The 17,171-nt window shown below is 68.5% G+C and carries 20 protein-coding genes and 1 tRNA gene; 16 read left to right on the top strand and 5 right to left on the bottom strand.

Annotated features, from left to right (window positions below; translation table 11 throughout):
* The 3 genes from KBY19_RS12020 to KBY19_RS12010 form a co-directional block, all read left to right on the top strand.
* On the top strand, positions 1-971 hold a 971-nt coding region (locus tag KBY19_RS12020), incomplete at its 5' end, for a replication initiator (RefSeq protein WP_210965730.1).
* A complete protein-coding gene (locus tag KBY19_RS12015; protein ID WP_069990542.1) occupies positions 968-1,180 on the top strand; it encodes an excisionase family DNA-binding protein in 213 nt (70 codons plus the stop codon). The genes KBY19_RS12020 and KBY19_RS12015, both read left to right, overlap by 4 nt.
* Positions 1,180-2,340, top strand: coding sequence for a tyrosine-type recombinase/integrase (locus KBY19_RS12010; RefSeq protein ID WP_069990541.1), 1,161 nt, complete (start codon positions 1,180-1,182; stop codon positions 2,338-2,340). Before KBY19_RS12015 ends, KBY19_RS12010 begins: the two co-directional genes overlap by 1 nt.
* Before the next feature lie 50 nt (positions 2,341-2,390).
* Here KBY19_RS12010 and KBY19_RS12005 read toward each other — a convergent pair.
* Positions 2,391-2,464, bottom strand: a tRNA-Gly gene (locus KBY19_RS12005).
* Between the two features lie 505 nt (positions 2,465-2,969).
* On the opposite strand from KBY19_RS12005, the gene dcd reads away from it, so the two are divergent.
* The 3 genes from dcd (at position 2,970) to KBY19_RS11990 (ending at position 5,838) form a co-directional block, all read left to right on the top strand.
* A complete protein-coding gene (gene dcd, locus KBY19_RS12000; RefSeq protein ID WP_099883011.1) occupies positions 2,970-3,545 on the top strand; it encodes a dCTP deaminase in 576 nt (191 codons plus the stop codon).
* A gap of 107 nt (positions 3,546-3,652) precedes the next feature.
* The gene (locus KBY19_RS11995; protein WP_210965735.1) at positions 3,653-4,162 is read left to right on the top strand and encodes a phosphoribosyltransferase; all 510 of its coding nucleotides are present in this window, start codon (positions 3,653-3,655) and stop codon (positions 4,160-4,162) included.
* A gap of 1,031 nt (positions 4,163-5,193) precedes the next feature.
* On the top strand, positions 5,194-5,838 hold the full coding sequence (locus tag KBY19_RS11990) for a nuclease-related domain-containing protein (RefSeq protein ID WP_307843496.1): 645 nt from the start codon (positions 5,194-5,196) through the stop codon (positions 5,836-5,838).
* A gap of 10 nt (positions 5,839-5,848) precedes the next feature.
* Here KBY19_RS11990 and KBY19_RS11985 read toward each other — a convergent pair whose 3' ends face one another.
* Complete coding sequence (locus KBY19_RS11985; RefSeq protein ID WP_210965729.1) at positions 5,849-6,607, bottom strand: GntR family transcriptional regulator; 759 nt, start codon at positions 6,605-6,607, stop codon at positions 5,849-5,851.
* A 190-nt stretch (positions 6,608-6,797) separates the two neighbouring features.
* On the opposite strand from KBY19_RS11985, the gene KBY19_RS11980 reads away from it, so the two are divergent.
* The 9 genes from KBY19_RS11980 to repSA all read left to right on the top strand — a co-directional run bounded on the left by KBY19_RS11980 (position 6,798) and on the right by repSA (position 11,848).
* Positions 6,798-7,127: a hypothetical protein gene (locus tag KBY19_RS11980; RefSeq protein WP_209268238.1), complete on the top strand. Its 330-nt coding sequence runs from the start codon at positions 6,798-6,800 to the stop codon at positions 7,125-7,127.
* A 2-nt stretch (positions 7,128-7,129) separates the two neighbouring features.
* A complete protein-coding gene (locus KBY19_RS11975; RefSeq protein ID WP_210965728.1) occupies positions 7,130-8,410 on the top strand; it encodes an FtsK/SpoIIIE domain-containing protein in 1,281 nt (426 codons plus the stop codon).
* An 85-nt stretch (positions 8,411-8,495) separates the two neighbouring features.
* Positions 8,496-8,666: a hypothetical protein gene (locus KBY19_RS11970; protein WP_210965727.1), complete on the top strand. Its 171-nt coding sequence runs from the start codon at positions 8,496-8,498 to the stop codon at positions 8,664-8,666.
* Between the two features lie 68 nt (positions 8,667-8,734).
* The gene (locus tag KBY19_RS11965; protein ID WP_210965726.1) at positions 8,735-9,418 is read left to right on the top strand and encodes a DUF2637 domain-containing protein; all 684 of its coding nucleotides are present in this window, start codon (positions 8,735-8,737) and stop codon (positions 9,416-9,418) included.
* Positions 9,419-9,438: 20 nt separating this feature from the next.
* On the top strand, positions 9,439-9,627 hold the full coding sequence (locus tag KBY19_RS11960) for a mobile element transfer protein (protein WP_210965725.1): 189 nt from the start codon (positions 9,439-9,441) through the stop codon (positions 9,625-9,627).
* A 16-nt stretch (positions 9,628-9,643) separates the two neighbouring features.
* Positions 9,644-10,006, top strand: a complete 363-nt coding sequence (locus KBY19_RS11955) for a hypothetical protein (RefSeq protein WP_247690883.1) — start codon at positions 9,644-9,646, stop codon at positions 10,004-10,006.
* A gap of 95 nt (positions 10,007-10,101) precedes the next feature.
* Positions 10,102-10,287 carry a hypothetical protein gene (locus tag KBY19_RS11950; protein ID WP_210965724.1) on the top strand — a complete coding sequence of 62 codons (186 nt, stop codon included), beginning with the start codon at positions 10,102-10,104 and terminating at the stop codon, positions 10,285-10,287.
* Between the two features lie 5 nt (positions 10,288-10,292).
* A complete protein-coding gene (locus KBY19_RS11945) occupies positions 10,293-10,460 on the top strand; it encodes a hypothetical protein (protein WP_210965736.1) in 168 nt (55 codons plus the stop codon).
* Entirely contained in the window at positions 10,457-11,848 is a 1,392-nt protein-coding gene (repSA, locus tag KBY19_RS11940; RefSeq protein WP_307843495.1) for a replication initiator protein RepSA, read from the top strand. Before KBY19_RS11945 ends, repSA begins: the two co-directional genes overlap by 4 nt.
* 148 nt (positions 11,849-11,996) lie before the next feature.
* Here the strand turns inward: repSA and KBY19_RS11935 are convergent, their stop codons facing one another.
* Positions 11,997-13,430: a recombinase family protein gene (locus KBY19_RS11935; RefSeq protein WP_210965723.1), complete on the bottom strand. Its 1,434-nt coding sequence runs from the start codon at positions 13,428-13,430 to the stop codon at positions 11,997-11,999.
* A gap of 333 nt (positions 13,431-13,763) precedes the next feature.
* On the opposite strand from KBY19_RS11935, the gene KBY19_RS11930 reads away from it, so the two are divergent.
* Positions 13,764-15,323 (top strand): GDSL-type esterase/lipase family protein, encoded by a 1,560-nt coding sequence (locus KBY19_RS11930; protein ID WP_247690891.1) that lies wholly within the window; start codon positions 13,764-13,766, stop codon positions 15,321-15,323.
* Between the two features lie 109 nt (positions 15,324-15,432).
* On the opposite strand, the gene KBY19_RS11925 is transcribed toward KBY19_RS11930, so the two are convergent.
* Both KBY19_RS11925 and KBY19_RS11920 read right to left on the bottom strand, forming a co-directional pair.
* Positions 15,433-16,419, bottom strand: coding sequence for a Yip1 family protein (locus KBY19_RS11925; protein ID WP_099886658.1), 987 nt, complete (start codon positions 16,417-16,419; stop codon positions 15,433-15,435).
* 159 nt (positions 16,420-16,578) lie between these two features.
* A complete protein-coding gene (locus tag KBY19_RS11920; protein ID WP_099883014.1) occupies positions 16,579-16,983 on the bottom strand; it encodes an ATP-binding protein in 405 nt (134 codons plus the stop codon).
* Positions 16,984-17,171: the final 188 nt, after the last annotated feature.

Genomic DNA, 17,171 nt, shown 5'->3' with positions numbered 1-17,171 from the left:
ACCGGCCCGGCACCCGCGCCTGCCGCTGCGGCCGTCGCCACGCTGCCGACGATCCGGCGCTCGGGTCGCCGCTGGACCCTGAGCGGTACGACTACGAATCCGCGGTGCTCTGGAACGCCCACGCGGGCTCTCTGTGGCGCCGCTTCTCCATCCACCTCCGCCGAGAGATCGCACGCCGCGCCGGACTCACCCAACGGGAGCTCCCCGAACGCGCCCGCATCTCCTTCGCGAAGGTTGCCGAGTACCAGAAGCGCGGCGCGGTTCACTTCCATGCCGTCATCCGCCTCGACGGCCCAGCCGGCGGGGAGGCCCGACCCCCGCACTGGGCATCCGCCGAGCTGCTGGGCGACGCCATCCGCGCCGCCGCCTCCCGCGCCGTCGTGCCTGGCCCCGTTCTCGACGGCCGCACCCACACGTTCGCCTTCGGCAGCCAGCTCGACATCCGCACCATCCACGGCCCTGACCTCGACGGCGGCCAAGCACTCACCGACCGCGCCGTTGCCGCCTACATCGCCAAGTACGCCACCAAAGGCGCCGAGACGGCAACGGGCACCCTCGACCGCCGTCTGCGCTTCATCGCCGAGCTGGCCGCCCTCGACCTGCCCGCGCACGCCGGACGCCTCATCCGCACTGCCTGGGCCCTCGGCGCTCGCAAAGACCTCGCGCATCTCCGCCTGCGCGCCTGGGCCCACATGCTCGGCTTCCGGGGTCACTTCTCCACCAAAACCCGCCGCTACTCCACCACCCTCGGAGCGCTCCGCAATGCCCGCGCTGAGTGGCAACGCCTCCAAGCGGCCATCGCACGCGGAGACAACCCACACCCTGTGGACGACGCAGACGAGACGACAACCCTCGTCCTCGCCCACTGGGCCTACGCCGGAACCGGACTCACCCCAACCGAGGAATGGCTATCCGCCTCCCTCGCGGACACCCCCAACACCCACACCTCGGAAGGAGACGGCGCCCGATGACGGACCGGTACCTCAGCGTCGACCAGGTCGCCGAAGTCCTCGGCACCACACCCCGCTTCCCGCGCCGTCTCATCGCCGAGCGCCGGATCACCTTCGTCAAGGTCGGCCGGCACGTCCGCATCCCCGAAAGCGCACTGACCGCCTACATCGAGGCGCGCACAGTCCAGCCGCGCCACCGCACACGCTCCCGCTACGGGAGGGCTGCGTAATGGCGAAGAAGAAGCGGAGCTTCGGGCGTATCCGCAAGCTGCCCTCCGGCCGGTTTCAGGCGCGGTACCTCGGCCCGGACGGCATGGACCGCCCGGCTCCTGTCACCTTCGAGAGCAGACGGGACGCGGACGACTGGCTGGCCGAGCAGCAGACCGAGCTGCGGCGCGGTGAATGGCGGGACCCTGACGCGGGCGCGGTCAACTTCGAGGAGTACGCGCTTCAGTGGGTGGCGGAGCGCGGGCTGTCGGCGACCACGGATGAGCTGTACCGCCGCCTCCTGCGCCTGCACATCCTGCCGACCTTCGGAGAGGTGGACCTGGACAGCGTCACGCCTCCGCACGTCCGCACCTGGCGTACCGAACGGCTCAAGGAGACGGGGCCGACGACCGTTGCCAAGTCCTACCGTCTGCTGAAGTCCATCTTCGAGACGGCGGTGGATGACGAGCTGCTGCGTCGCAATCCCTGCCGTATCCGGGGAGCGGGCAAAGAGATGGCGGACGAGCGTCCCGTGGCGACGGTGGACCAGGTGGACGCCCTCGCTGACGCCGTGGGCCCCCGCTGGCGGCTGATGGTCTACATCCAGGCGTACGGGCCTGCCCGGCCGGAGGAACAAGCGGCGCTGCGGCGGCCGGATGTGGACCTGGTCCGCGTCGGCGTCTGGATTCGTACGGCCGAGCCGGAGCTGTGCACCGGCCGCCGCGCTCCTGGCGACACGAAGTCGGCGGCAGGCAAGCGGTTCATCGCGCTGCCCGCGTTCGTGGAGCCGGAGCTGCGGTTGCACCTGGAGCTGTTCGCCGAGAAGGAACCCGATGGGCTGTTGTTCGTGGGGGAGAAGGGCGCCCCGTTCCGGCGGTCCTCCTTCGGGCGGAAGTGGCGGAAGGCGCGAGAGAGAGTGGGCCTGCCGACCACCTTTCGCTTCTACGATCTACGTCACACGGGCCACACGATCTCGACGCGATCGGGCGCCACCCTGAAGGACACGATGGTCCGAGCCGGCCAGTCCTCGGAGAAGGCGGCGCTGCGGTACCAGCACTCGAACGACGACCGGCAGCGCGAGGTGGCCGACGGCATCGACGCCTACGTACAGGCTCGTCGGGCACGCACCGACGGGAACAAGGCGGCACCGCCATCGGGCACGCAACGGGCACGGGACACGTAACCGCCCTCGACAACAAACAAGACCCAGGTCGCTGACCTGGGTCTTCGTCGTGGAGCGGGCGACGGGAATCGAACCCGCGCTCTGAGCTTGGGAAGCTCATGTTCTACCATTAAACTACGCCCGCGAGGAGCCGAGTATGGGGTGGCTCGTCGTCGGACACTCTACCTCATGGGAGACCCTGGCCGCATATGGCCTGGGTCTTTTTGCTGTTTCCGGGGGCGTTCAGGGGTGGCGGGCAAGCGAGTTGGGGGGCGTACGGTGGGGGCGGAGTGCCGGGCGTCGGGGCGTCTGACTCATCCCCTAACGTGGCTTTTGTCGTCCACGCATCCACGTGACTGGGGAGAGGGAAGCGATGGAAACCACCGTCGTCCGGTGTGCCGAGGGGCACGTGTTCAGCACCTCGACGTTCCCGATGCAGCAGCTCGGATCCTCCCGGATCGGGCCAGGGCGGCTGTTGCGCTGTCCCCGGTGCGGCAGGCTGCGGCAGGCGGTGCCTGTGGGGCGGCAGCGGAAGGGCTGATCGACGGGGAGTGAGCGGGCGTATCCGCCGGGCGTCCCTTCGTGGAGTCCTCATCGTGCGGGGCCGGTCCGATTGGGCCGGCCCCGCTTCGTGCGCGTAGTCTCGGCCCGTGCTTCTCTCAGACAAGGACATCCGGGCCGAGATCGATGCCGGTCGGGTGCGGATCGATCCCTACGATCCGGCCATGGTGCAGCCCTCCAGTATTGATGTACGGCTGGACCGGTATTTCCGGGTGTTCGAGAACCACCGGTACCCGCACATCGACCCCGCCGTGGAGCAGGCGGATCTGACGCGGCTGATCGAGGCCGAGGGCGACGATCCGTTCATCCTGCACCCCGGGGAGTTCGTGCTGGCGTCCACGTACGAGGTGGTCTCGCTGCCGGAGGATGTGGCCTCGCGGCTGGAGGGGAAGAGTTCGCTGGGGCGGCTGGGATTGCTGACGCATTCGACCGCCGGCTTCATCGACCCGGGTTTCTCCGGGCATGTGACTCTCGAACTGTCGAACGTCGCGACGCTGCCCATGAAGCTGTGGCCCGGTATGAAGATCGGCCAGCTGTGCATGTTCCGGCTGACATCCCCCGCTGAGTTTCCGTACGGGTCGGCGCAGTACGGCTCCCGCTACCAGAACCAGCGCGGGCCCACGCCGTCCCGTTCGTATCAGAACTTCCACCGCACCCACGTCTGAGCCACTGAGCCGCTGAGCTGCTGAGCGGCGCGAGAGAGGACGAGAGGGCGGCGGGAGAGAAAGATGAGAGAGAGCGAAGAGGGCTGCCAGTGAGTGACGTGAGTGACGTGAGTGACGAGCGCGAGAATCTGACGTACAGCCTCTTCGGGCAGGCCATCCGGGAGCTGGCGCAGCGGGTGGCCGACGACGGATACGAGCCGGACATCATCCTCTCGATCGCCCGGGGCGGCCTCTTCGTGGCGGGCGGGCTCGGCTACGCGCTCGACGTGAAGAACCTGCATGTGATGAACGTGGAGTTCTACACCGGCGTGGGGGAGACCCTCGCCATGCCGGTGATGCTTCCTCCCGTGCCCAACGTCGTCGACCTGAGCCGTAAGAAGGTGCTCATCGCCGACGATGTCGCCGACACCGGGAAGACGCTGAAACTGGTGCAGGACTTCTGCGCCGAGCATGTGGCCGAGGCGCGTAGCGCGGTGGTCTACGAGAAGTCGCACTCGCTGGTGAAGTGCGACTACGTCTGGAAGCGGACCGACCGGTGGATCAACTTCCCCTGGAGTGTCTTGCCTCCGGTGCATAGGTCGGGAGAGGCGCCCAAGGAGAACAAGGAAGCGCTCTGACCTGCACCTTTCAGACTTCCTTAGCCCATACCCGCCCCTGGGCTTCCCTCCCGTCTGCCGTCGACCCACACGTATGTGGAGTGGGCGTGGTCCAGGGCGTCAAGGTGGAGCGCGCTACTGTACGAACGACCTTGACGCCCTGGGCCGCGTCCGCTCGGCTTTGCCTGGGTCGTCGGCAGGCGGGAGGGAAGCCCTCCCCACCTCAGCCACGATGCACCCGCAGACGCACGCGCTGCCCCCTTCCCTCTCGGAGCCTGAGCGCCCCCGCCGGAGGCATGCTTTTTTCCTTGCGGGCCACGGCCTATGGCTGTCTTGCCCACCCTTCCCCCTCCCTGTCCCTTCACTTCCTGCGCGCCCCGGCGGTTCGCCCGCGGGCGCCCCGTCCCCTTCGAACCTTGCCGCCGGTGTCCTGGTGCCTCGTTGGGCTGAGGGTTGCTCGTGGGGCTGTGCGCTCGTGTTGGGGTGTCGGTGTTGCGGCATGAGGGTGGGTCTCAGCGCGCGGTCCGGCGCGATGCTTTCAAGGCGTGCCGAAGCGTGTAGCGGGCTATCTCGTGGCTCCCTCTGGGTGGCGCGGGGCCGGGGCCGGGGCGGCGCGGGCCGGAGGCAGGAGCGGAGCCCCGAGCCCCGAGCTCCGCGCGGGCCCGTTGTACGGGCCTGCGTGGTGTAGCCCGTAGCGGCGGCTGGAAGAGCCGATTGGTTCGCCGGCGCCGGATGCCCGAAGGGCAAGAGCCCCCACCCCTGGCCGCGAACCGGGAAGCCCCACCGCCTAGGAAGGGCGAAGCCCTCCCGCGCCTACCCGTGCCACCGATCGGGGCCTCATGGGCGTAGCGCGCTCGGTCGGTCCTGGCCGGCTACCGCCCTCGTCGGCGTCCTACCGCCGCCAGGCTCCCGCCCCGGGAAGAGCCCGAAGGGACCCCCCTCCCCTCCCCACCACCCGCGAGCGCAGCGAGCCTTGATGAAGTAGGGAAAGTTCTAACAGGCCCTACTGGCGTCCCAGTTGTCCTAGGCGGTCTTGTCGCCATGGCGGGTGCATGCTGCCCTACCTGTGGAGGAACACACGACGGAGGGTGGCAGTGAGCGATCTGGCATCGAACGAGCCTGGTGCAGCCGTGCGCAGGAAACTTATGGAGCTACAACCCAACAGGGTGAAACGCACGCTCGCGCGGCTCTACCCCGGATCTGAGATCCGCTCCTGGGCGGATGGCTTGAAGGGGGAACGGGGCACGGGTCGTCAGTTGAACAGGTTACGTCCTCGGGGCTGGCAGGTCTTGCATGCGATCCAATGGCCAAGCGGATCAGACATAGATCACCTGGTTATCGGTCCGGCTGGTGTATTTACCGTCAACTCTAAGCGCCACAAGGGTAAGACGGTTTGGTACGGAGACCGTGCCATCACTGTGAATCGCGCCCCCACTCGGCATATTGCTATCAGTCAGCATGAGGCGCAGCGCACGGGAAAGACTCTCGGTCGGCATTGCACTTTGCCGGTTCCAGTTCGACCAATCATCTGCATCGTGGATGCTGCCAAACTCTCCGTGAAAAACGCAGCGCCCCCTGTCCTCGTCGTGGAGGCTGCCAAGATAGTGAGTCTCTTGTCAGGGATGAGCCCCGTGCTGCCACCTGAGATGGTCCAGCACATCTATCAAGTGGCACGGCGGCAGGCGACATGGGCGTAGCGGTGCGCAACTACGCGTCGAAATCGTACTCCAGAACATAGGAAGCCGAGTCGAGGATCATTTCGTTCACCTCAACCGGGTGGTTTTCGTCGGCGAATGCCGTGCGGCAGATCATGATTACAGGCGTACCCATCGACAGATCCAATCCGCTGGCTTCGTCTCGCGAAGGCATGCGGCAACGGATCTCCTCGCGGAAATGCACAGGCTTGTAGCCCAGCTCGGCCAAACGCGCGTATGTACCGCCGGGGCCCGTGTCCTCCTGAGTGATCGCCGATCCGGACACCAAATCGGCCGGAAGGTAAGAAGTCGAGAGAAGTACAGGCTTCCCGTCCAAGACGAAACGGCGACTACGCACGCATACCGGCGCGCCGGTCTCACTTTCGAACACCTTTGCGATGCGCTCCGGTGCTTCCACCTCGGAGACGTCCACTTGATCTACGACCAAGGTGCGCCCTTCGGTGTCCGCCGACCAGATGGAGCGACCTGAGCCCCACTGATCGCGCGATAGCCGCTGGATGCCTCGCCGCCTGAGCGGCTTGAAGTCACGAACGAAGACGCCGGCCCCCTTGCGCGACTCAGCTAGCCCCTCGTTCTGCAATGCGCCAAGCGCTTGCCGCGCTGTCATGCGAGCCACGTCGTGCGTGGCCATGAGGTCGTTCTCTCCTGGTAGTCGATCGCCTGGGCCGTACTCGCCAGCTTGGATCGCTTCCCGCAGAGTGTCAGCGATGCGCTGATACTTCGGCTGACGTCCGTTGCCCTGGGTGGCCATGCTGATCCCTCCTCTCCTCTCTAGACAGCCTAGGGGATCGTTCTTCGTTCCGGCATTCGAGCCGGCCTCCTGTGACTCACCTGTTTCATCTCTAGAGAAGCCCTTGACGTCTCTAGAGAGGTGCGCTTCCATGGAGTCATCTCTAGAGAGGTTGCTCACAAGGGGCAACCTCGTGTGAGAGGGGACATCCATGCCTTCGTTCAAGATCGACCTTTCGTCCGCCACGGTGTTCGTAGCGACTGCGCCGGAGCCGAAGATGGCGAACAAGAAGACCGGTGAGCGGGCGGTGGACCGGGAGACCGGAGCCGGCCTGTCGACGGTGGGCCTGCTGGTCTCGGATGAGGGGGAGGGGAACCTCTACCAGGTGACCGTTCCGGAGACGGGTGTCCCGGAGGGGCTTGTGCCGGGTACGCCGGTCTCCGTTGTCGGGTTGAAGGCTCGGGACTGGGAGAACGAGTTCAACGGGCAGAAGCGGCACGGCATCGCCTTCCGCGCGGTCGCGATCACCGCCGGGGCCTGAGCATGTCCGATCTGGTGACGGTCACCGAGGTGGCTTCGCTGGCTGCCGGCGTTGGTGGGCTCGGCTACGCGAAGGTCCGTGCCCCGCGCGTGTACTGGTCGGTGGTCGGGCTTCCGGTCACCTGGGGCCGCTTCTCCCTCACCTACCGGTCCACGATGGAGGTGTGCGGGCTGACGGTGCAGCCGTCGGGGCTGCGGGCGTTCGTCACCCGGAACATGGCGCGTCGGGAGGTTCGTCCGGTGCCCGCGAAGGTGCGGCGGGTGTCGCCGACCTCGACCGGGTTGCGGGTCTCGCTGCGGCTTCCGGCCGGTCTGGAGCCGGCTGATGTGGCGGCGGCCTCTGAGCGGCTGCGGCATGCGTGGGGTGTCCGCTCGGTCAACGTGGTGGAGGCTCGTCCGGGTGTGGTCGAGCTGCGGATGACGGGTTATGACGTGCTGGCCCGGGTCCGGATGCCCCGCCGGTTGAAGGCGTCGGGGCCGATGGTGGTTCCGGTCGCGCTGCGGGAGGACGGCACGGTCTTCTACCGCGACTACCGGCAGGTGCCGCACGCGCTGACGCTGGGTGCGAACCAGTCGGGCAAGTCGGTGTATCAGCGCAACCTGATAGCCGGTCTGGCTCGGCTCCCGGTCGGACTGGTGGGCATCGACTGCAAACGCGGTGTCGAGCAGACCCGGTACGCGCCGCGTCTCTCTGCGCTGGCGACCACTCCGCAGATCGCTTCGGAACTGCTGGAGGTGCTGGTCGCAGAGATGGAAGAACGGTTCGACCTGCTGAGCGCGCATGGCGTCTCCGATCTGTGGGAGTTGCCTGAGTCGGTGCGGCCGGTGCCGCTGGTGGTGCTGATCGATGAGGTGGCTGAGCTGTTCTTGGTCTCGGCGAGGAAGGATGAGGAACGCCGGGATCGGATGGTTCAGCACCTGGTACGGCTGGCGCAGATGGCCCGCGCGGTCGGCATCTATCTGGAGGCGTGCGGGCAGCGGTTCGGCTCCGAGCTGGGCAAGGGCGCAACCATGCTCCGCGCACAGCTCACCGGCCGTGTGGTTCACCGCGTCAACGATCTCCAGACCGCTGAGATGGGGCTCAAGGACATCGCCCCGGACGCCCTTCAGGCTGTCACCAGGATCGCGCCGGACCGTCCCGGGGTGGCCGTGGCCGGCGACACCTCCGGTGGCTGGTCCCTCATCCGCACCCCCGAGATGAGCACAGGGGAAGCGGTCGCGGTCTGCCGCGAGTTCGCCGACCTCACCCCGGAACCGGCCTTCCTCAAGCCCTTCCGGCCCTAGCTCCCCGCTCCCGCTCCACGGTCGGCGCGACCGTCTTCGCGCCAGGTCCCTACCTCGTTCATGCCGAAAACCGGAAGGACCCGCCATGCCCACACGCAAACCGCCCACCAGCCGCCGGGCGAAGGAGTGCCCCGACTGCAAGGGCGCCGGAGAGATCCGCGAGACCGTCCGCGTCGGCGCCCGCAAGAACCGCGTCACCGAGGACAAGCAGTCCGCCTTGTGCACCGAGTGCTGGGGCAGCGGCGAAGCCCAGTGAATCACCGCCCCGGGGCGGATCACCGACAACACCGGTTCGCCCCGGCTCATCTGGAAGGAGGTGAAGAGATGTTCCGCTCGATCCGTCCGGACGCCGTACTCGTGCAAGCCGTGATCGCTGGTGCGCTCTCCTTCGCTCACCTGCACGACCTTGCCGCCGCTGCTGGTCAGGACGGGTGGAAGGCGTGGGCCTATCCCGTCTCGGTCGATCTGCTGCTCGTGGCGGCCTGGCGCCGGCTTCGGGCCGGTGGTGACAAAGCTGCGGCCTGGTGCTGGTTCCTCGTCGCGCTGGTCGCCTCGCTCGGTGCCAACATCGCCACGGCCGGACTCCTCGACCTCGATGCGGTGCCCGCGTGGCTACGCATCCTGGTCGCCGGCTGGCCTGCACTCGCGTTCCTGGGCGGCACCCTGCTCGTCCACACCGCCGCTCCCCAGCACACCGCACCCGACCCGGCTCCCGAGCCTGCATCGCCGGAGCCGGAGAACACCCCCTCGGTCGAACCCGAGCCGGCGCCTGCGGTCTCCCTCCCCGAGCCGGCGCCGGAGGAGACACCCGAGCTGGAACCGGCAACCGCTCCCGCCCCGACCTCCGCGCCGTCGCCGGGTGTTCCGCCGGCGCTGATTGACCACGCTCGCACCCTCGCGACTCAGTACCGCGAGCGCACCGGCTCCGACATCGACACCGCCACCCTGCGCACCCAACTCGGTGTCCCCGAACCGCTCGCCAACGCCATCGCAACCCAACTCGCCTGACCTCGAAAGGAGGTTCCGCCATGGCTCGCCCGAACCGCTTCTACGACGTGCGCCGCATCGGCCCGGTACAGGTCGGCTCCTACAACGACGGCCGGGGCCGCACCAAGCACACCGCTGCCTGCACCGCCCCCGGCTGCGGCTTCTCCGCCGACTACAACGACCGCCCGGCCGCCGAACTGGCGGCCCGCACCCACCGCTGCACCCCCTAAAAGGAGGCGACCTGTCATGCACCTGCCCGACGAACAGCTCCGTGCCGGACACATCCCCACCGAGCTTTACCGGCAGATGCCGCCCGGCACCGACGCCCGGAAGGTCGTCATCGTGCAGGAAGCCCCCCGCAACTACCGCGGCCCGATCCTGCTGGCGCTGACCATCACTGTCGGCGCGGTCGTGGTGCTGCTCGTGGTCGCGTTCGTGGTGCAGATCATCGCCGCGTCCATCGTCGCCGTGCTGTCCGCAACCTGCGGCCTGAGCTACAGCCTCAACCGCGCCAGCAAAACCAAGGGACGGCAGCTCACCGCCCGATCCTCTCGCCGACGCGCCAAGAGCCTCCCCCGCTCGAAGGGGGCCCGGCGCTACCGCAAGTAATACGGCCTCCGGGGCGGCCTCAACCGCCAAGTATCCGCCGCCCCGGACGCCTCACACCCTTCCGAACCCACTGATCCGAAAGGACACCACCCATCATGACCCAGCCCACCCCTGCCCGCGTCCGACGCTGCCGGGACTGCGACGGCTTCCCCGTCGTGGCCATCGACACCGGCACCCGCTACCCGGACGGCACTCGCCGCACGACCGCGGTCACCTGCCGCGCCTGCGAGGGTGCCGGCGCCCGCTCCATCGTCCCGGCCGCCGCCCGCTCCGGGAGGTGATCGCCGTGGCCTTGGACTGGCGCTCGCCCGAGCACTTCGATCACACCGGTGACAAGCCCTGCGTGATCTGCCACAAGCCCACCCCACTGCGCTCCGACCGCGGCAAGCCCGTCCACAAGGTCTGTGCCGAGGACTGGATCGACGGCCACACCGTGCGGGAGGGCGACAAGTGACCGACACCGCCACCATGGCGGGCCTGGACCCGACCACCCTCAGTGACCTGCTGAGGCTGGCCGGGTCCCCCGGCTTCGACCGCATCCAAGACCAGATCCGCCGCACCGGCGGCTGCTCCGACCCCATCCACCTGACCGGCTCCACCGTCCTCCGCGACCGCACAACCGGCGAAGTCCTCCACTCCTACAGCACCGACAACGAACCCGGCGGCCGGCTGCGCATCGCCTGCGGCAACCGCCGCGCCTCCCGCTGCCCGGCCTGCGCCTGGACCTACGCCGGCGACACCTTCCACCTCATCCGCGCCGGACTGACCGGCGACCCCGCCAAAGGCACCCCGGAGACCGTGCGGGACCACCCACGGGTGTTCACCACGCTCACGGCTCCGTCGTTCGGTCCGGTCCACAACCGGCCCGGTAACCGCCCCTGCCGCTGCGGCACCCGGCACGCCGAAACCGACCCGGCCCTGGGCACACCGCTGAACCCGTACACCTACGACTACGCGGGTGCGGTGCTGTGGAACAACCATGCCTCCGAGCTGTGGCAGCGCTTCACGATCTACCTCCGCCGCGAGATCGCGAAACGGGCGGGCCTCACGCAAAAGGCGGCTCGGGAACAGTGCCGCGTCTCCTTCGGCAAGGTCGCCGAGTACCAGAAGCGCGGGGCCGTGCACTTCCATGCGGTCATCCGCCTCGACGGACCGGCCGGCCCCGACTCCCCGCCCCCGCACTGGGCCACCCTCGCGCTCCTCGAAGCAGCGATCCGGGCTGCCGCCGGCCGGGTCGTGGTCACCGTCGACCCCAACGAGGAACACGGCTGCCCCGGCTGGTCCCTGCGCTGGGGTGAACAGCTCGACATCCAACCCATCGGCGCGTTCGGCAACGGCGAAGACCTCACCGAAGCGGCTGTTGCCTCCTACGTGGCCAAGTACGCCACCAAAGCCGCTGAGACAACCGGAACCGTTGATCGCCGCATCGGCAACAAAGAAGCCCTTGCCCTGCTCGACATCCCCGAGCACCCCGCCCGGCTGATCGCCGCATGCCTCGACCTGCACCCGGCCTACCCCGACCGCCGCCTACGCGACTGGGCACACATGCTCGGCTTCCGCGGCCACTTCTCCACCAAGAGCCGCCGCTACTCCACCACCCTCGGCGCCCTTCGCCAGACCCGAGCCGACTACCGCGCAGCCCAGCAACGCGAAGCCCTCGGCCTGCCCGACCCCGACGACGCGACCGAAGAGACAACCACACTCACGCTCGCGCACTGGACCTACGCCGGCCACGGCCACACCCCCGGCGAATCCTGGCTCGCTCAATCCATCGCCCGGGACCTGGCTGAGCAACGCGAAACCGCACGTCAAGAGCTGTCAGGAGGCGCATCCGATGAGTAAGGCAACTGCTTCGAAGTCTCGGAAAGCCTCGTCTGAGTCGAAGGTGATGACCACTGAAGAGTGGCTGCGCATGCATCTTCGTCGCGCCCCTGAGCGGGATGAAGAGTGGGTACGACGTGCGCTCGTGCTGCAGGGCCGGGCCTGAACCTCAGTGCCACACGGGTTCGATCAGGCTGGGGTCGAACTTCCTTCGGCCTCTCCCGGCGGGATGGATGATGACGGCGGACAGGCTGTGCAAGACGATCTCCTGTTGCCGTTCGATCGGGAGGGCGAAGAACTCGTCCAATGACAGGTCGGAAGCGTTCTCCTTGGCCTCTGCCTGCTTCTGCTCCTTGTAGAAGCGGGCTCTCTCCAGTTTCAGCTCGTCGCGTGCCCGTTCCTTGCCAGGCAAGAGCTGCAAGAGAGTGGCCACCGAGATCTGTTTCGATCGCTCCGCCTCGACGAGCTGGGCCATGTCCTGCTCGATCTCTTCCAACTCCGCATCGCGTGGCCAGCGTCGCTCGATCGGCACGCTCGTGACCGCCGCTCGCTCGCGTTGCTCTTCCAGAACGAGCTGAGCGATCAGCTTGTCAAATGGCTCGCCGGTACGGCTGACCTTGCCGCAACCGCCGTTCACCCCGGAACACTGGTACGTGTACTTGGCGGCCCTGGAGCCTGGTTCCCAACGGGGATTGTTCTGACCACGGATCTTGTTCTTGCAGAGGCCGCACCGAGCGATGCCCGAGAGTAGGTATTTGCGCGCGAGGAACTTGCCGGGCCGTTTCTGCTTGCGTTCGGCTACGGCTGCGCAGACTGCTTCCCACTCTTCGACGGTGTTGATGGTTTCCCAGTCGCCGCGAACGGGCTGGCCGTTTTCCCCGTACAGGATCTCGCCGTGATAGGTCCGGTAGCCGACCAATCGCGGGCTTGTCAGGATGTGTTCGACGTGGTGGTGGGCCATTCGTTTCGTTCCCGCGCGGGGGTTGCCGAGACCTTGTTCCTGCCACCTGGTTCGAATGGTGCCGATGCGGACGCCGGCGAGGATCTCGCGTTGGGCTTCTCGGATGGCTGCCGCAGCATCGGGGTCGACCTTGGTGCGATCGTCCTTACGCCATCCGTAGGGTGCGGGTCCGCCGCTGTCCCTGCCTTGCTGGGCTAGTTCGAGGTGCTTGCGCCTGATGCGGCGTGAGGAGTCGTGGGACGACTTGTTGGCGAACGCGACCATGATGCGGGCCATGGTCCGGCCGTCCGGGGTGCCGAGATTGATGTCATTGGTGACGGTGGCGAACTCCAAGCGGGGCCGCTCGTCAAAGATCTCGATGAGTCGTTCGAGGTCGCGAGGCTGCCGGGCAAGCCTGTCGAGGTCGTAGGCCACGATGCCATCGATCAAGCCGGCGCGCAGATCCTTCAACATCAGTTCGAAGTCGTCGCGTACCACGTTGCGCTTGAAGGCGGATACGTCGTTGTCCTCGTAGACCTTCACGGCTTGCCATGCTCGGAGATCGGACAGGCGTTCACAGTCCTTCTGCTGACGAGCAACGCCAAGCGCGTCACCCTCGTCATCTCGCGAGATGCGGGTATAGATCCCCACCTTGCGCGCCACGTTCGGCCTCCCCTGCCTCGATAGCAGGGTTCAGACTACTACCCTCATATAGTCAAGTCAGCTTGGTCCGTCGAGCGGCCTGTTGTCTGCCGTGAGGGTCAGGTTCTCGACGCCTGAGGGGGGTCTCCGGGTGGTCCCGGAGCGGTACGGGTCCGGTCCGCGAGCGGGGCCGGGAGCGTCAACGCGGTGGCGTGGCAGGGGTGTCGAGGTTTGAGCGTGGGGCGGCGTTCGCCGTCCGATCCCCGCACGGGTGGTTCCCTTCTCCGGTACCTGCGGGTAGGTACCGCTGGTAACAACCGTTGCCGGCCGTAGGGAGACCACCTGATGGCGCGTATGGCGCGTACGCGTACGGCGCGTACGAGATCCGCGACAGCGCTCGCGGCAGCTCTGCTCATGGTGTGTGGGGGTGCGGGTGCGGCGGCGGCCGTGCCCGGGAGCGGGGCCGAGACGAAGGCCGGGGCGAGGGCGGGCGGCAGTGTGAGTACGCCGCTGTCGCCCGAGCTGGAGAAGATCCGGGCCGAGGAGGCCCGCAAGCTCTACGGCAGCCCCGATGTGCGGCCCATGGCCGACCGCAGGACGAGTCTCATCTCGCTCGGTGACAGTGAGATCTCCGGCGAGGGCGTCGGCACGTACGAGCCGGGCACCGACGGTCCGGACAACTGGTGCCACAGGTCGCCCGATGCGGCTGTCCACCGTACGGGTGTCGCCGCGGATGTGACGTACAACGTCGCCTGCTCCGGCGCGAGCACCGAGAACATCCGGATCGGCGGCACCAAGCAGTACGCCGACGAACTGGTGCAGAGCGACAGCCTCGCCATCAAGGCGCGCAACACGCGGTTGAAGCAGATCATGCTCGTCGTCGGGGCCAACGACGATCTGCAGTTCGGGCCGGTGATGACCGACTGCGTCACCCGCTATCTGACGTTCCAGGGACCGTGCGAGCCGAAGTACGACCCCGGCTGGCAGGCCCGTATCGACGGGCTCGTGCCCAAGGTGGAGCGCACCGTGGGCGACCTCAGGACGGTGATGCGGGACGCCGGTTACGCCGACGGCGACTACCAGCTCGTCCTGATGGCCTACCCCAGTCCCATCGGCCCCGACATCAAGGACAACCCCAAGTTCCCCGGCAAGCTCATCGGCGGCTGTGTCGGTTACACCAGTGACGCCGCGTGGGGCCGCAACACGGCGGTGTCGAAGTTCGAGAAGGGCATCCGGCAGGCCGCAGCGCGTACCGGCGTCAGCTATCTGGACGCTTCCCGCCTCTTCCACGGTCACGAGGTGTGCATGGAGAACACCTGGGCGCGCGGGCTGTATGTGGACCTCAGCAATCCGTTCCCGCCCGACTCCAACTCCGTACGGCAGTCCTTCCACCCGAACGAGCGAGGCCACGGCGCGTTCGCCACATGCTTCACCAAGATGTACCAGGCCGGGCAGCAGGGCGTACGGGAAGCCTCCTGTGCGGACCCCGTCGGTGCCGGGCAGCCGAGGCTCTACCAGCTCGCCTGGGACGACGTCTTCAAGCCACTGCGCAACGCGGGCACCGGCAGCTGCCTGGACGCGGACGGTGCCGCCAGCGCCGTCGGCACCGATGTGCGGGGCTGGGCCTGCGGGGCGGACAAGCGCAACCAGCAGTGGTGGTACGACGCGGCGGGCAAGGCCCTCTACGCGGGGCAGACGCACGACAGGTGCGTACAGAGCGAGGGCGGCGTCAAGGGCGGTGCCGGGCTGGAGCTCGGCAACTGCTCCGGGGCCGCGGCGCAGCAGTTCGTACGCGACGGGTCGACCATTCGGCCGGCCTCGGACACGGGGTTGTGCGTGACGCTGCCCGGCGCCGAGGCACGGGCGAAGCTCGCCGCGTGCGACGGGTCGGCGGCGCAGCGGTTCGTCGGCTGAGGAGTCGGATTACGCCGGGGCGGCCCTGGGCCGCCCCGGTCACTCGGCCCACTGGTTGGGCCGGTGACTCGGCCCACCGGCTGAGCCGGTCACTCGGTGAGCCGGTCGCCTACAGCGTGCCCAGTTTGATCAGGAAGAGCAGGGCCAGCAGTTGGATGGCGGAGGCGCCCAGCGCCTTCTGCCAGGGCAGGTCGTGGGAGCGGCTGACCATCGAGGTGAACAGGACGCCGGCGAGCACCCAGGTCGCCCACCCGATGATCTGCACCAGCGGCGCGGTCCCGCCCAGGAAGAGGGCGAACACCAACCGCGGCGCGTCCGTCAGGGACATGATCAGCATGGCGAGCCCGACCGTGGGCTGCCAGGAGCCGTTGCCGCCGAATTGGCGGGCCAGGGTGTGGGTGACGGCGCCCATGATCAGTCCGGCGATCACCACGGCGACGCCGGTGATCAGTACGTACGGGACGGCCTGGGAGAGCGTCGTGTTGAGGACGTCCTCGCGGGCCTGGTCGAGGCCGAAGACCGCGAGCAGCCCGTAGATGAACGCGACGATCAGCGCGGGGCCCCACACCGCGTAGTCCCGCATCTGCCAGAACGTGGCGTTCGGCCGCAGGACGACGCCGCTCAGCAGCTGCTTCCAGTGCAGCCGGGGACCGGACGGCGGGGCGGGCGCGTCGCCCGCGTGGTACATGGCGCCGTCGGTGTACCCGTAGCCGTCCTGCGGGCCGGGCCCGCCGTCGGGCCCGTACGGACCGGGGCCGCCCTCGGGGCCGTACGGATCGTGGATGCTGAACGACTGGGTGTGGCCCGGGTTGTTGGCGTACGGGTCCTGCCCGTGCCAGCCCTGCGGGGCGCCGGGCTGTCCGCCGTGCGGTGCCGGTCCCTGCGGTGCCCCGTAGCGCGGCTGCGGGTCACCGAAGTACTCCGGTTCGCCGTGCCCCGGACCGCCGCCCTGCACGGGACCGCCGCCCTGCCACGGGCCGGGGCCCGCTCCGGGGCCCGGCTGCGGGTACGGCGGACCCGACGGGTGCTGAGGGTACTGCCCATGCTGCTGCGCGCCCCGGGAGTCCCGGCCGCGTCCGCTCCTGAAACCAGCCACGCGATCGAACGTACCGTGTTCCGCGGCCCCGGCGCGCCACAGCCGGCTGAGATGGCCGGACATCGCTGCTGACCTGTGACATCCCCTAGGGGAAACCGATGGCGCGGCCCCCACCTCGGGTGGAGGCGGTACTGCCGGGACCTTACCGAGGAGGAGGGCTCACTCCCCCCGGAGGCGGACGGCGAAGGTGACGACGGAGCCCTGGCCGGCCGCGTCGGCGACGGTGAGCCGGTCGGTCACCAGCTTGGCCAGCCACAGGCCGCGCCCGCTGGTCGCACCGTCCAGGCCGGGCAGCAGTTCGGGGATGACGTCCTCGGTGAAGCCGGGGCCGGAGTCGGCGACCTGGCACTCCAGCTCGTCGCCGAGGTGCCGCAGCACCAGCTGGCCGCCGCCGCCCGCGTGCTCGACGGCGTTGGTGGCCACGGCGTCGACCGCGACGACGAACTCGCCCCTGCGCGGCTCGTTCAACCCGGCCGAGGCGGCCCGCGCCTCGACCTCGGCGCGCAGTCTGGGCAGGTCGCGGAGGGTGAAGCGGAGGCGGCACAACAGCTCGGGGGTCAGCATGGGACGCCCTCCCGGACGGTGGGCCGGTTCCGGACGGCGGGCCGGGACCGGATGGCGTGCCGGGGCCGGACGGCGGGCCGGGACCGGATGGCGTGCCGGGGCCGGAGGGTGGGCCGGGACCGGAGGGTGGAAGGGGGCCGCCCGGTGAGCCGGGGCCGGGTGGCCGCACTCGGCTCGGGGCCCGGGGG

The sequence above is a fragment of the Streptomyces sp. B15 genome (assembly GCF_018070605.1).
GTDB classification, from domain to species: domain Bacteria; phylum Actinomycetota; class Actinomycetes; order Streptomycetales; family Streptomycetaceae; genus Streptomyces; species Streptomyces smyrnaeus.
This window is presented reverse-complemented; position numbering and strand designations above follow the sequence as displayed.

Bases quoted from the DNA above. Each gene is read 5' to 3' on its own strand.
- KBY19_RS12015 (WP_069990542.1), top strand. From the start codon at position 968: ATGACGGACCGGTACCTCAGCGTCGACCAGGTCGCCGAAGTCCTCGGC.
- KBY19_RS12010 (WP_069990541.1), top strand. From the start codon at position 1,180: ATGGCGAAGAAGAAGCGGAGCTTCGGGCGTATCCGCAAGCTGCCCTCC.
- KBY19_RS11990 (WP_307843496.1), top strand. From the start codon at position 5,194: ATGCTGCCCTACCTGTGGAGGAACACACGACGGAGGGTGGCAGTGAGC.
- KBY19_RS11985 (WP_210965729.1), bottom strand. From the start codon at position 6,607: ATGGCCACCCAGGGCAACGGACGTCAGCCGAAGTATCAGCGCATCGCT.
- KBY19_RS11980 (WP_209268238.1), top strand. From the start codon at position 6,798: ATGCCTTCGTTCAAGATCGACCTTTCGTCCGCCACGGTGTTCGTAGCG.
- KBY19_RS11975 (WP_210965728.1), top strand. From the start codon at position 7,130: ATGTCCGATCTGGTGACGGTCACCGAGGTGGCTTCGCTGGCTGCCGGC.
- KBY19_RS11970 (WP_210965727.1), top strand. From the start codon at position 8,496: ATGCCCACACGCAAACCGCCCACCAGCCGCCGGGCGAAGGAGTGCCCC.
- KBY19_RS11965 (WP_210965726.1), top strand. From the start codon at position 8,735: ATGTTCCGCTCGATCCGTCCGGACGCCGTACTCGTGCAAGCCGTGATC.
- KBY19_RS11960 (WP_210965725.1), top strand. From the start codon at position 9,439: ATGGCTCGCCCGAACCGCTTCTACGACGTGCGCCGCATCGGCCCGGTA.
- KBY19_RS11955 (WP_247690883.1), top strand. From the start codon at position 9,644: ATGCACCTGCCCGACGAACAGCTCCGTGCCGGACACATCCCCACCGAG.
- KBY19_RS11950 (WP_210965724.1), top strand. From the start codon at position 10,102: ATGACCCAGCCCACCCCTGCCCGCGTCCGACGCTGCCGGGACTGCGAC.
- KBY19_RS11930 (WP_247690891.1), top strand. From the start codon at position 13,764: ATGGCGCGTACGCGTACGGCGCGTACGAGATCCGCGACAGCGCTCGCG.
- KBY19_RS11920 (WP_099883014.1), bottom strand. From the start codon at position 16,983: ATGCTGACCCCCGAGCTGTTGTGCCGCCTCCGCTTCACCCTCCGCGAC.